The organism is Amycolatopsis camponoti (assembly GCF_902497555.1).
In the GTDB taxonomy this organism is placed as follows: domain Bacteria; phylum Actinomycetota; class Actinomycetes; order Mycobacteriales; family Pseudonocardiaceae; genus Amycolatopsis; species Amycolatopsis camponoti.
Genome location: NZ_CABVGP010000001.1, coordinates 937,781 through 949,954 on the forward strand (window position 1 = coordinate 937,781; position 12,174 = coordinate 949,954).

At 70.8% G+C, this 12,174-nt stretch carries 16 protein-coding genes and 1 tRNA gene; 8 read left to right on the forward strand and 9 right to left on the reverse strand.

The window, feature by feature from the left end:
* Positions 1-28 precede the first annotated feature (28 nt).
* The 5 genes from AA23TX_RS04585 to rdgB are packed head-to-tail and all read left to right on the forward strand — an operon-like array spanning position 29 to position 3,684.
* Complete coding sequence (locus tag AA23TX_RS04585) at positions 29-679, forward strand: rhomboid family intramembrane serine protease (protein ID WP_155541335.1); 651 nt, start codon at positions 29-31, stop codon at positions 677-679.
* Positions 676-1,482 carry a glutamate racemase gene (murI, locus tag AA23TX_RS04590; protein WP_155541336.1) on the forward strand — a complete coding sequence of 269 codons (807 nt, stop codon included), beginning with the start codon at positions 676-678 and terminating at the stop codon, positions 1,480-1,482. The genes AA23TX_RS04585 and murI overlap by 4 nt, the downstream gene beginning before the upstream one ends.
* Before the next feature lie 29 nt (positions 1,483-1,511).
* A complete protein-coding gene (locus tag AA23TX_RS04595; protein ID WP_155541337.1) occupies positions 1,512-2,279 on the forward strand; it encodes an MBL fold metallo-hydrolase in 768 nt (255 codons plus the stop codon).
* A gap of 23 nt (positions 2,280-2,302) precedes the next feature.
* Positions 2,303-3,079 carry a ribonuclease PH gene (gene rph, locus AA23TX_RS04600; RefSeq protein ID WP_155541338.1) on the forward strand — a complete coding sequence of 259 codons (777 nt, stop codon included), beginning with the start codon at positions 2,303-2,305 and terminating at the stop codon, positions 3,077-3,079.
* On the forward strand, positions 3,076-3,684 hold the full coding sequence (gene rdgB, locus AA23TX_RS04605) for an RdgB/HAM1 family non-canonical purine NTP pyrophosphatase (protein ID WP_155541339.1): 609 nt from the start codon (positions 3,076-3,078) through the stop codon (positions 3,682-3,684). The genes rph and rdgB overlap by 4 nt, the downstream gene beginning before the upstream one ends.
* A 4-nt stretch (positions 3,685-3,688) precedes the next feature.
* Here rdgB and bcp read toward each other — a convergent pair whose 3' ends face one another.
* The 5 genes from bcp to AA23TX_RS04630 all read right to left on the reverse strand — a co-directional run bounded on the left by bcp (position 3,689) and on the right by AA23TX_RS04630 (position 7,057).
* Entirely contained in the window at positions 3,689-4,162 is a 474-nt protein-coding gene (gene bcp, locus AA23TX_RS04610; RefSeq protein ID WP_155541340.1) for a thioredoxin-dependent thiol peroxidase, read from the reverse strand.
* A gap of 16 nt (positions 4,163-4,178) precedes the next feature.
* Positions 4,179-4,718, reverse strand: coding sequence for a hypothetical protein (locus AA23TX_RS04615; RefSeq protein ID WP_155541341.1), 540 nt, complete (start codon positions 4,716-4,718; stop codon positions 4,179-4,181).
* 191 nt (positions 4,719-4,909) lie between these two features.
* Positions 4,910-5,092: a hypothetical protein gene (locus AA23TX_RS04620; protein ID WP_155541342.1), complete on the reverse strand. Its 183-nt coding sequence runs from the start codon at positions 5,090-5,092 to the stop codon at positions 4,910-4,912.
* Positions 5,093-5,226: 134 nt separating this feature from the next.
* Positions 5,227-6,114 carry a hypothetical protein gene (locus AA23TX_RS04625; RefSeq protein WP_155541343.1) on the reverse strand — a complete coding sequence of 296 codons (888 nt, stop codon included), beginning with the start codon at positions 6,112-6,114 and terminating at the stop codon, positions 5,227-5,229.
* 49 nt (positions 6,115-6,163) lie between these two features.
* A complete protein-coding gene (locus AA23TX_RS04630; RefSeq protein WP_155541344.1) occupies positions 6,164-7,057 on the reverse strand; it encodes an AraC family transcriptional regulator in 894 nt (297 codons plus the stop codon).
* Positions 7,058-7,197: 140 nt separating this feature from the next.
* Here AA23TX_RS04630 and AA23TX_RS04635 point away from each other — a divergent pair, with 140 nt between their 5' ends.
* Entirely contained in the window at positions 7,198-8,280 is a 1,083-nt protein-coding gene (locus AA23TX_RS04635; RefSeq protein ID WP_155541345.1) for an aldo/keto reductase, read from the forward strand.
* 155 nt (positions 8,281-8,435) lie between these two features.
* On the opposite strand, the gene AA23TX_RS04640 is transcribed toward AA23TX_RS04635, so the two are convergent.
* Entirely contained in the window at positions 8,436-9,353 is a 918-nt protein-coding gene (locus AA23TX_RS04640; RefSeq protein ID WP_196425179.1) for a helix-turn-helix domain-containing protein, read from the reverse strand.
* 70 nt (positions 9,354-9,423) lie between these two features.
* Between AA23TX_RS04640 and AA23TX_RS04645 the strand changes: the two genes are divergently transcribed.
* Positions 9,424-10,371: a saccharopine dehydrogenase NADP-binding domain-containing protein gene (locus AA23TX_RS04645; RefSeq protein WP_155541347.1), complete on the forward strand. Its 948-nt coding sequence runs from the start codon at positions 9,424-9,426 to the stop codon at positions 10,369-10,371.
* Between the two features lie 172 nt (positions 10,372-10,543).
* Here AA23TX_RS04645 and AA23TX_RS04650 read toward each other — a convergent pair.
* Positions 10,544-10,617 (reverse strand) — tRNA-Leu (locus AA23TX_RS04650).
* A 98-nt stretch (positions 10,618-10,715) separates the two neighbouring features.
* Here AA23TX_RS04650 and AA23TX_RS04655 point away from each other — a divergent pair.
* Positions 10,716-10,937, forward strand: a complete 222-nt coding sequence (locus AA23TX_RS04655) for a DUF3618 domain-containing protein (protein ID WP_155541348.1) — start codon at positions 10,716-10,718, stop codon at positions 10,935-10,937.
* Between the two features lie 3 nt (positions 10,938-10,940).
* Here AA23TX_RS04655 and AA23TX_RS04660 read toward each other — a convergent pair whose 3' ends face one another.
* Both AA23TX_RS04660 and AA23TX_RS04665 read right to left on the reverse strand, forming a co-directional pair.
* Positions 10,941-11,375 carry a hypothetical protein gene (locus AA23TX_RS04660; RefSeq protein WP_196425409.1) on the reverse strand — a complete coding sequence of 145 codons (435 nt, stop codon included), beginning with the start codon at positions 11,373-11,375 and terminating at the stop codon, positions 10,941-10,943.
* A 209-nt stretch (positions 11,376-11,584) separates the two neighbouring features.
* The gene (locus AA23TX_RS04665; protein WP_196425410.1) at positions 11,585-12,142 is read right to left on the reverse strand and encodes a TetR/AcrR family transcriptional regulator; all 558 of its coding nucleotides are present in this window, start codon (positions 12,140-12,142) and stop codon (positions 11,585-11,587) included.
* Between the last annotated feature and the right edge of the window lie 32 nt (positions 12,143-12,174).

Here is a 12,174-nt window from a genome sequence, read left to right on the forward strand (position 1 = left end):
GGGCCGGGACCGACGTAGCGTCGATCACGTGAGCACACTGCCCGTGAACCCGGACCCGGAAACCGACGCCGCGAAACGCGTGCTGCCGCCGAGACCGAAGGCGGCCGCGCTCGTCGCGCTCTCGTTCACCCTGCTGCTCTACCTGGTCGAGCTGGTGGACGTGATCCTGCCCGGCGACCTGGACCAGGGCGGCATCCACTCGCGGATGCTGTCCGGCCTCGACGGCGTGCTGTTCGCGCCGCTGCTGCACGCCGGCTGGTCGCACCTGTTCGCGAACACCGTGCCGGTGCTCGTGTTCTCCTTCCTCGCCATGGCCGCCGGGATCGGCCGGTTCGCCCTGGTCACGGCCATCATCTGGGTGGTGTCCGGGCTCGGGGTGTGGCTGATCGGGCCGGCCGACACCGTCACGGTCGGCGCGTCCGGGCTGGCCTTCGGCTGGCTCGCCTACCTGCTGGTGCGCGGCATCTTCAACCGCGCGGCCGGGCAGATCCTGGTCGCCGTCGTCCTGCTCGGCGTGTGGAGCGGCATGCTCGCCGGCCTGCTGCCCGGCAACCCGGGCGTTTCCTGGCAGGGACACGTCTTCGGCGCGCTGGCCGGCGTCCTCGCGGCGTGGCTGACCAGCCGCACGGGGAAGTCGCGCAAAGCCGTACCCCCGGCTGCGGGTAACCTCGAAGGGTGACGTCTCCGTCTGCTGATGCCCCGATCGGCGTGTTCGATTCCGGCGTCGGCGGGCTGACGGTCGCGAGGGCGCTCCTCGAGCAGCTGCCCGCCGAGCAGCTCCGCTACGTCGGCGACACGGCGCACAACCCGTACGGCCCGCTGCCGATCGCCACCGCCCGCAGCTACGCGCTCGCGGCCCTCGACGAGATCGTCGAGAGCGGCGTGAAAGCCCTGGTCATCGCCTGCAACACGGCGTCCGCGGCCTGCCTGCGCGACGCCCGCGAGCGCTACGACGTGCCGGTGATCGAGGTCGTCCTGCCCGCCGCGCGGCGCGCCGTCGTGGCCACGCACACCGGCCGCGTCGGCGTGATCGGCACCGAGGGCACCGTGCGGTCGCGCGCCTACGAGGACGCGTTCGCCGCCGCGCCCGGCATCACGCTCACCAGCGTCGCCTGTCCGCGGTTCGTCGACTTCGTGGAGCGCGGCATCACCTCCGGGCGCCAGGTCCTCGGGCTCGCGCAGGGCTACCTCCAGCCGCTGCTCGACGCCGAGGTCGACACGCTCGTGCTGGGCTGCACGCACTACCCGCTCCTGCAGGGGGTGCTGCAGATCGTGATGGGCCAGGAGGTCACCCTGGTTTCGAGCGCGGACGAGACGGCCAAGGACGTCGTCCGGATCCTCACCGAACGGGACCTGCTGACGACGCGGGAGACGCCGCCGCGGCACGAATTCCTCGCCACCGGCTCGGCCGAGCCGTTCACCCGGCTGGCCGCGCGGTTCATGGGGTTCGCCCCGGGTGTCCTCGCTCCCACCACCGCGTGATCAGGCGTCTTGGCGCTTAGGGTGTCGAAGTGCGACTGACCATCCTCGGGTGCTCCGGCAGCATCCCCGGGCCGAACACCGCCGCGTCCGGCTACCTGGTCGAGGCGGAGGGCTTCCTGCTCGGCCTCGAACTCGGCAACGGCACGCTGGCGCAACTGCAGGCCGTGGCCGACCCGTTCGACCTGGACGCCCTCGTGCTCACGCACCTGCACCCCGACCACTGCGCCGACGTCAGCGCGCTCACCGTCCTGCGGCGCTACCACCCGGCGCCGCCGTACCCGGCCCGCCCGCGCCTGCTGCCGCTGTACGCGCCGCACGACGCGCCCCTGCGGCTCGCGAACGCGTACGCGCCCAACGAGACCGAGCGGGCCACCACCGACCTCACCGACGTCTACGCCTTCCGCCCGCTGCGGCCGGAGCCGTTCCGGATCGGGCCGTTCGAGGTCGTCGCGGTCGAGGTCGACCACCCGACCCCGGCGTACGGCCTGCGCATCTCCTACGGCGGCCGGATCCTCGCGTTCACCGGCGACACCGGTCCGTGCGCGGCGCTGAACGAGCTCGCGGACGGCGTCGACCTGCTGCTCGCCGAGGCGTCCTGGACGGATTCGGCCGAACGCCCGGCCGGCGTGCACCTGTCGGGCAAGCAGGCGGGCGAGCTGGCGCGCGACGCCGCGGTCGGGCGGCTGCTGCTGACGCACATCGCGCCGTGGACGGACGCGGGCGCGGTACTGGCCGAGGCGTCGGTGGAGTTCCCGGGGGCCGAGGTCGTCAAGCAGGGTGCCGTCTACGACGTCTGAGCCGCCGGTTCTAGAGTGCTCCCGTGGCTCGAAAAGATGGCAGGAACGACGACCAGCTCCGTGACATCAAGATCACCCGGGGGTTCCAGCAGTGGCCGGCGGGGTCGGTGCTGATCGAATTCGGCAACACCCGGGTGCTCTGCGCGGCGAGCGTCACCGAAGGCGTGCCGCGCTGGCGGGCCGGGTCCGGGCTCGGGTGGGTGACCGCCGAGTACGCGATGCTGCCGTCCGCGACCAACACCCGCGGTGACCGCGAATCGGTCAAGGGCCGGATCGGCGGGCGCACGCACGAGATCTCGCGGCTGATCGGCCGCTCGCTGCGCGCCTGCATCGACCTGGCGGCGCTGGGCGAGAACACGATCGTCATCGACTGCGACGTCATCCAGGCCGACGGCGGCACCCGCACGGCCGCGGTGACCGGCGGTTACGTGGCGCTGGCCGACGCCATCACCTGGCTGGGCGCGGCGAACCGGCTCAACGACCCGCAGCCGCTGTCGTCGTCGGTGGCCGCGGTGAGCGTCGGCGTGGTCGACGGCCGCGTGCGGCTCGACCTGCCGTACGAGGAGGACTCGCGTGCCGAGGTCGACATGAACGTGGTGGCCACCGACGCGGGCACGCTGATCGAGGTCCAGGGCACCGGCGAGGGCGCGACCTTCGCGCGGTCCACTTTGGACAAGATGCTGGACCTGGCGCAGGCGGGCTGCGAAGAGCTGACCCGGCTGCAGAACGAGGCGCTGGCGCTGCCCTACCCGGGCGAGCTGCCGGAGCCGCGTCCGGACAAGAAGAAGGGCTCGAAGTGACGAAGCTGCTTCTGGCCACGCGCAACGCGAAGAAGCTCGGCGAGCTCGAGCGAATCCTTGCCGCCGAAGGCATTTCGGGGATCGAGGTCCTCGGTCTCGCGGACGTCCCCGAGTTCCCGGAGGCGCCCGAGACGGCGCCGGACTTCGAGGGCAACGCGGTGGCGAAGGCCCGCGACGCGGTGGCGGCGTGCGGCTTGCCGGCCATCGCCGACGACTCGGGCCTCGCGATCGACGCGTTGAACGGCATGCCGGGCGTGCTGTCGGCCCGCTGGTCGGGCCGTCACGGCGACGACGAGGCGAACCTGAACCTGGTGCTGGGCCAGCTGGGCGACGTCCCGGACGAGCGCCGCGGGGCGCAGTTCGTGTGCGCGGCGGCGTTGGTCCTGGTGTCGGGCGAGGAGACGGTGGTCCGCGGCGAGTGGCGCGGGACGATGGTGCGCTCGCCGCGAGGAACCAACGGGTTCGGCTACGACCCGATCTTCCAGCCGGACGGCGAATCGCGGACGTCGGCGGAGCTGGAACCGTCCGAAAAGGACGCCGTCTCGCACCGGGGCAGGGCGTTGCGGGCCCTGCTCCCGGCGCTGCGGGAGCTCGCGGAAGGCTGACGCCTCAGGAAGCCACGCCGAGGTCGCGGATCAGCTTCGCCACGTGCCCGGTCGCGCGGACGTTGTAGAAGGCGTGGGCGATCTTGCCCTCGGCGTCGACGACGAACGTCGAGCGGATGACGCCCAGGTACGTCTTGCCGTAGTTCTTCTTCTCGCCGTACGCGCCCCAGGCCTCGATGACGCCCTTGTCCGGGTCGCCCAGCATCGGGAACGTCAGCTTCTCGGTCTCGACGAACTTCGCGAGCTTCGCCTGCTTGTCCGGCGAAATGCCGATCACCTGGTAGCCGGCGTCGTTCAGCTCGGCGAGGTTGTCGCGGAAGTCGCAGGCCTGCTTGGTGCAGCCCGGCGTGCTCGCCGCCGGGTAGAAGTACACGACGACGGACTTGCCGCGGAAGTCGCGCAGCGAGACGTCCTTGCCCTCGCTGTCGGGCAGGGTGAAGTCCGGGGCTTCGTCGCCGGGGGAAAGTCGCTCGGTCATAGGGCCGAGCCTAACCTCAAGCCGGACCGCAGTACGTGACGGCGGCGGCCTCGGTCGCGCTCGGCCGGATCTGCAGGCGCAGCTGCGTCGGCTCCTGCGGTACCGCGAACGCCAGGGTCACGTGCACCGAGCGGCCGGGCGGGATGTCCTTGCCCGCGTCGGTGATGCCGGTGAACCCCTGGGTCGTGTCGACGACCTGCTTGACCGGCTTGCCCGCCGAGGTCGCGGTGACGGTGAGGCCGGAGAGCTTGTACGTCGTCGCGCCGTCGTTCGTCAGCTGGACGTCGAAGGCCGCGCCGCGCGAGCTGCGCGGGTACGCCGACGCGCTGGGCTGGAACGACTCCGGCGAGCCGACCGAAATGGTGACGCCGCTGGCGAACCGGTGGTCGGCGCCGAACTTGAGGTCGTTGCCCGCCTGCGCCGCGCTCGCACCCGCCTGGCCGCCGCCCGCGCCGAGCGCCGCGGTGCCCTCCTGCGCCGCGGGGACCCCGCACGCCACCGCCAGGGAAAGCAGTCCTGTGGTGAACATGATCTTGCACGTGCGCGCGAGCGCCATCGCGGGTACTCCAGTCGGCGGTTCGGGGTGCCGTTCGGCAACGGGGCGTGCCGGGCGAACCCGCTCCACTGTGGCCGTGATCGCGCGTGGTTACGAGGAGACACGGGGGGTTGTCGCGCACCTGGTGCCGCGCCGTGGCCAATCCGTGACCGGAACGGCACGGGTGGTGACAATCACCGCCGACATGCCACTTAAACCGCGAGGGCGAACAGCAGGATGAAGATCGCCACACCGACCACCCAGGAGGCCATCAACCAGCCGAAATCCCGGACCGGATCGACCGCGCGGCTCTCTTCGCCGGGCACGTAGACACCGCGCTCTTCGAACCAGTCGGCCCAGCGGGTGAACCAGCTCAACGGGTTGCGCGACGACATGCTTCACCTCCGGGCACCGGCTTACCCGTCACAGTACGGGTACGGCCACGCTCACCGGAAGCCGCGTAACCGCTCACCGCCCGTGACACGACGTGCCACGGGCGGGTGAACTCCCACGTTGCTCGTGTAGATCTTCAGAGCACGCCGTTGCGCTGCAGGATCGAGACCGCGCGGACGGTCGCGTAACCGCTCCACTCGAGCTCCGCCGCGGGGGAATAACTCGCGAAATCGACCCGCCAGCCGCCGTCGTCGTGCTGCTCGCCGGCGAGCCGCTCCAGCTCCGCGTCGATCACGGCGTCCTTGAACAACGCGCGAGCCGGACGGTCCGGCAGCGGGGCGAAGTCCAGTGCGCGCAAGGTTTCTCCGTCGGACCCGCCGGCCACCGGGACCAGGCCGTCCGGCGAGACGAACGGCGCCAGCCGGTCCAGCAGCGTCGCCGCTTCGGCGTGGAAGTCGTGGGCCGCGTCCACGAAACCCACCGCGAACGACAGCGCGATCGCGTGCGGGGCCTCGTCCAGCGCACGGATTTCGCGGAAGCAGTACTCCGTCGCCGCGGCGAGCCACGGGTGTTCGCGCACGGCCCGGTCGTGGCGGGCGACGCGCAGGGCGGCGCTCGCGGCGAACGCCGTGCTCTGCAAAGCGGCCCGCGCCGGGTCCGCCTGGACCCAGAAGGGCGCGCAGCCCGCCGGGTCCGCCACGGGCAGGGCGAACGGCAGGCCGCCGTCCGGCGTGGAAACCGAAGCCAGCCAGTCGCAGAGCCGGGCCGCGTGCGGGGTGGTCGCCGGCCCGGCCTCTTCGAACGCCTCGAAGGCGTGGAGGGCGCCGCCGGGCTGGCTCTCCGGCGCCCGCAGGTCGGGCTCCAGGCCCCAGCCGTAGCCCCCGTCGGGGTTGCGGTAGCCGTCGACGGCGGCCAGCACGGCGTCGGCGCCGGTTTCGCCGCGGAGCAGCTCGAAGCGGCGTCGGTCGAGGAGCCGGGCGTGCGTCGCCATGAACGACGCCGCCGCGGAAAGGTTCACAGCCATGCGCCCAGCGTCGCACCGGGGCGGCCGCGGGTCTTGAACGGATCGGACCTCACGGCAGCCGCGGCCCGGCCGGGGCGGCGGCCGCGCGCAGCCGGGCCGCGTCCTGGCCGGGTGGGGCGCCGAACAGGCGGCGGTACTCGCGGTTGAACTGCGACGGGCTGTCGTAGCCGACGAGGTGCCCGACCCCCGCGACGTCGCCCGCGTCGGCCAGCAGTAGCGAGCGGGCTTCCTGCAGGCGGATGCGCTTCTGGAACTGCAGCGGGCTCATCGCCGTGACCGCGCGGAAGTGCCGGTGGAACGCCGACGGGCTCATCCCGCTCAGCTTCGCGAGCTCGTCGACCCGCATCGGCTCGGCGTGGTTCTCGCGGATCCACCGGATCGCGCGGCCGACGTGGGCCAGCCCGCTGTCGGCCAGGCCGATCTGCCGGACCAGGTCGCCGTGCGGGCCGGTCAGCACCCGCCAAAGGATCTCCCGCTCGATCAGCGGCGCGAGCACGCGCGCGTCGGCGGGGTGATCGAGCAGCCGCACCAGCCGGACGACGGCGTCGAGCAGCTCGGGCCCGGCGTCCCCGGTCGCGATCGGCGACGCCGGCGGAGTGCGCGAGAACCGGCCGGGCGGGGCGTCGAGCAGCAGCGGGGCGATGGCCGCGGGCCGCAGGGCCAGCCCCACACCCAGCGACGGCGTCTCCGGTGTCGCGCCGACGAAGTGGCCGGTCACCGGCAGATCGGTGCTGACCAGCAGGTACTGCCCCGCGCGGTACTCGTGCACCTGCTCGCCGAGCAGCAGGCGCTTGCCGCCCTGGACCATGACGACCAGCAGCGGCTCGGCCAGCGAGTGGTGCGGCTCGCTGGTGTCCACTTCGGACAGCAGCAGGCCCGGGATCGGCGTGCGAAGGTCGGCGCGCGCGTGGGCGGCGACGAGGTCGCGAAGCTCGGTCAGCACCCCTCAAGGAAAGCACGTCGGTTTGCCGATGACCATCGAAATCGAGAGGATCGTGCAAGAGACGGCGACGATCAATCTACCGTTCAACTGGGATTCAAGGTTTTCTGGTGGTGGTCAATCCGACACCAGAGGAGAGTTCCATGTCACTCGACCAGTACGTCACCCTCGGCCGGTCCGGGCTGCGGGTCAGTCCGTTCGCGCTCGGCGCGATGACCTTCGGCGAGGACGCCGGTGGCGCCGGCTGCAGCGTCGAAGAGTCCGAGAAGATCCTCGAGACGTACCTCGGCCGCGGCGGGAACTTCGTCGACACGGCCAACTTCTACACGAACGGCCACTCGGAGAAGATCCTCGGCGACTTCTTCGCGGCGCGGCCGGGCCTGCGCTCGCACGTGGTGCTCGCGTCGAAGTTCTTCGGCAACATGTTCCCCGGCGACCCCAACGGCGGCGGCGCGGGCCGCGCGTCGATCATCGCCCAGCTCGACGAGTCGCTGCGGCGGCTGCGGACCGACCACCTCGACCTGTACTGGCTGCACAACTGGGACCGCCACACACCGATCGAGGAGACCCTGCGGACCCTCGACGACCTCGTCCGCGCGGGCAAGATCCGTTACGTCGGTTTCTCGAACACCCCGGCGTGGGTCACGGCGCAGGCCCAGACGACGGCGCTGCTGCGGGGCTGGACGCCGCTGGTCGCGCTGCAGGTGGAGTATTCGCTGCTGGCGCGGACGGTGGAGGGGGAGCTGGCCCCGTTCGCGCTCGACCAGGGCATCGCGCTGACGCCGTGGAGCCCGTTGAAGAACGGCTTCCTGTCGGGGAAGTACCGGCGCGACGCCGCCGTGCCGGACTCCGCCCGCGCGGCTTTCGTCGGGGGTCCCTCGCCGGAGGAGTACGCCGTGATCGACGAGGTGGCCTCGATCGCTTCGGCGCTGGAGACGACGTCGGCGGCGGTTTCCCTGGCGTGGCTGCGCGCCCGGCCCGGGACGGTGGTCCCGATCGTCGGCGCCCGGCGGCTGGAACACCTGACGGGCAACCTCGAAGGTCTCGAAGTGACGCTCTCGGCGGCGGATCTGGCGCGCCTGGACGAGGTTTCCGCGCCGACGCTGGGCTACCCGGCCCCGATGCACGGTGCCCAGCGCGCGATGCTGCAGTTCGCGGGCGCGACGGTCGACGGCGAACCGTCCACTGTGTACCCGCCGCTGCTGCAGAGCGACGTGCGCTACTGACTCTCGAGGCGGGCGAGGACTTCGTCGAGGTCGCGGCTCGTGGGGACGTCCCGCCGGCACTTCTCCGGCGACTCGCGGGCGCACGGCGACGACGATGGTGGTGGCGCGGTCGAGCACGTCCTGGTTGCTGCCGCAGACTTCGGCGTTGGGGAACCCTAGCCGCGGAACGTGCGCCGGTAGGTGTCCGGGGGTACGCCCACCGTGCGGTTGAAGTGCCTGCGCAACGTCGTCGCCGTGCCCATGCCGACCGCCGCCGCGATCGTGTCCACTCCCGAGTCCGTCTTCTCCAGCAGCTCTTGCGCCCGGCGGATGCGCTGGACCAGCAGCCACCGCAGCGGCGTCGTGCCGGTCGCCGCGTGGAAGTGGCGGGTCAGGTGGCGGGTGCTGACCTTCGCCTGGCGAGCGAGGTCCTCCACCGTCAGGGGCTGGTCGAGCCGGGCCGTGATCCACGGGAGCAGCGCGGCGAGCGGGTGGTCGTCGCGGGCGGGGATCGGGGTGGACACGTACTGGGCCTGCCCGCCGGCCCGGTGCGGGGGCACGACGAGCCGGCGGGCGACCGCGTTGGCGGCGGCCGGGCCGTGGTCGGCGCGGACGAGGTGCAGGCAGAGGTCCATCGCTGCGGCCTTGCCCGCCGACGTCAGCACGCTCCCGTTGTCCACGTACAGCACGTCCGCGTCGACGGTCACCCGCGGGAACCGGGCGGCGAGGACCTCGGTGTGCGCCCAGTGCGTCGTCGCGCGGAGGCCGTCCAGCAGCCCGGCGGCGGCCAGTACGAAGGCACCGGTGCAGAGAGACGCCACACGCGCACCAGCGGCGTGCGCGGCCCGCACCGCCTCGACCAGGTCCGCAGGCGGGTCGGCGTCGACGTCGGCCCAGCCGGGCACGATGACCGTACCGGCGCGCGCGAGCCGTTCGAGGCCGTGATCGGGTTCGAGCAGGAAGCGACCGACCCGCACCGGAGCCGAGCCACAGACGGAAAAGCCGTACCGCGGGTCCTCGCCGAAAACCTCGGCGGCGATGGTCAGCTCGAAGGACAGCATCCCATCGGTGGCGGCGAGCGCGACGGCATGCATGTCCGAAAGTGTACGCATCACGTCGTTCCGGACACTGTCGCCAACGGACAACCCGCAGAAGGATTGCCCCATGACTTCGGTACTGGTGTATGGCGCCTACGGGCACACAGGACGTTTCGTAGTGGCTGAGCTGCACAGACGCGGCTTCGACCCGATCCTCTCAGGCCGCGACGCGACCAGGCTCCCAGGCGGCCGCCCGGCCACGGTCGACAACCCGGAATCGCTGGACCGCGCACTGAACGGCGCAGCGGCAGTGATCAACTGCGCGGGCCCGTTCGCGACAACGGCAATCCCCCTGATCGAGGCAGCAGCACGCGCCAACATCCCGTACGTCGACGTAGCGGCCGAAATCGAAGCCAACCTGGACACGTTCGCCATGAAGGTGGACACAACGGTGGTACCGGCAATGGCGTTCTTCGGAGGCTTGGCCGACCTGCTGGCGACGGCGGCGATGGACGACTGGAAGGAGGCGGACGAGATCCACGTGGCCTACGGCCTGACCGCCTGGAACCCCACCCCGGGAACCCTGGCGGCAGGCAAGAAATCCCGCGAGCGCCGAGGAGCGAAGCGAATCCGTTTCACAGACGGCCACCTGCAGCACCACAACGACGCCCTCCGAACCCAAGAGTGGAACTTCCCCACCCCACTGGGCCCCCGCCAGGTACTGGCGGAGTTCTCAATGGCCGACATAGTGACAATCCCCAGCCACGTAAAGGTCCCCAAGGTAACGAGCTACATGACAACCAAGGCGGCAGAGGACCTGTCCGCAGCCACCAAGCGCACCGAACCCGAGACGTTCGTGGTCGAGGTAACAGTCCGGGCAAAAGGCAGGCAACGCCGAGCAACGGCAAGAGGCAAGGACATCTACGCGGTAAGCGCACCCCTGGCGGTAGAGGCGGTGGACCGAATCCTGACGGGAAGAACAAAGACAAAGGGAGTGGCCTCAGCAGGAGAGATCTTCGACGCAAAAGACTTCCTACAGGCCCTAAACCCCCACATCACGGTCAACCTGACCTGACCTGACCTGACCGACCCCCCCACGAACAGAGGGCCACAACGCCAGGCGACCACGGCTGGGGGTCCGGGGGCGAAGCCCCCGGGCGGGGTCTGGGGGTTGCACCCCCAGAAGCAATGACGAAGCGAGGGAGTCCGGCGAAGGCGCGAAGCGCCGAAGCCGGAACTCATGAGCGTGGGCCCGGAGAGACTCGAACTCTCACTGGCACGGACCTAAACCGTGTGCCTCTGCCAATTGGGCTACGGGCCCCAGCCACTGGGAAGCGTAGCGTGCGGCGTGGCCGGTGCGGCCGCGGTGGGGCGGTCGACTAGGTTGGGGTTCGGAAGTCCCTGCGGCGAGGAGGACACGTGGCTCGCGATCCCGAGACGATCGAGCGTGAGATCGAGCAGGCCAGGACGGCTCTGGCTTCGACGCTCGATCAGCTGACCGTCAAGGCCGACCCGAAGAAGCTGGCGGAGTCGGCGAAGGACGGCCTGCGCGCCAAGCTGGACAACCCCAAGGTCAAGTATCCGCTGATCGGCGGGGGGATCCTCGTGGTGGTCCTGTTGGTGCGCAAGCTGCTCAAGTAGCGCTCAGGCGCGGGCCTCGGCTGCTTTCTCGGTGGCGGGGGCCGGCTCGGCCGCCGGCTTGCTCTCCTCGACTGCTTTCGGGAGTTGCTTGCTCGGCGGCAGCTGCGGCTTCTTCTCGGGGGCCGCGGCTTCCGGGGTCTTCTCGGTGGTCTGCTGCTTGGGCACGCTGCCGGGCGGCGGGATCTCGAGTGGTGCCTGTTTCGGGAGTGTCAGCCGGGCGGTCATGTACGCCTGGGTGAAGTCCAGTGCGCTGCCGTTGAGCAGGTGGACGACGGTGTTCTTCCCGTCGCCACCGAGTTCCTCGACGAGCTGGTCGGCCCGGTCGCGCGCGGCGATGATGCCGGGTGCGCGGGCGGTCAGCTCCTTGCCGCGGCCGCTGACCGTGATCGCCCAGTCGGCGTCCTCTTGGACGTACGTCGCCGTGATCGCTTCCACCATCTGCCTCACGCCCCTCTCGATGCCTTACACAACCGTGACGCGGTCGTAGCGATTCCATGACGCTGGTTCTGGATCACTTTGTCCGCGCCCCCTCTCGGTCGTGAAGGTCCAGCACACTTTCTACCGTGTCTTGAGTACCGTAGAGCAACTCTGTGTCACACGACACGACAGCGCTGAGTAACGACCGAATGGCCTAATGCACGCGCAGGTTACCGTGCACGGCGCTGGAGGCCGCTCCACAGCACGTCCATGGCGTATTCGGTGGCCATCTGGGGGCTCACCTCATCGTGTCGTTCGCACCAGATCGCGAGCCGTTCGCACGCTCCGACCACGAATTCCGCGGCCGCTTCGGCTCGGAGGTCGTCGCCGCTGTCGAAGTAGCCGCTCATCAGGGCGGCGATGAGGTCGGTCTGCTGGCGGCGGGTCTCCTCGACCTCGTCGGCGGCCGGTGTGCCGATCAGGGCCATCTCGTGCCGCAGCAGCGACCACGCCTCGCGCCGTTCCCGGATGAAGACGAAGAAGGCCAGCAGGCCGCGGCGCAGGGCGTCTTCGGCGGTCGCCGCGCCGACCGTCGCCTGTTCGGTGACTTCGCGCAGGATCGAGCGGGACTCGCGGATGCAGGCGAGCAGCAGGCCTTCCTTCGAGTTGAAGTACTCGTAGAGCATCGGCTTGGAGACGCCCACCAGTTCGGCGATCTCGTCCATGGACGCCGCCGCGTAGCCGCGCGCCGAAAACACCTGCTCGGCGACCTCGACCATCTGCCGCATCCGCTCGGCCCGGGGCATGCGCTTGCGCTTCG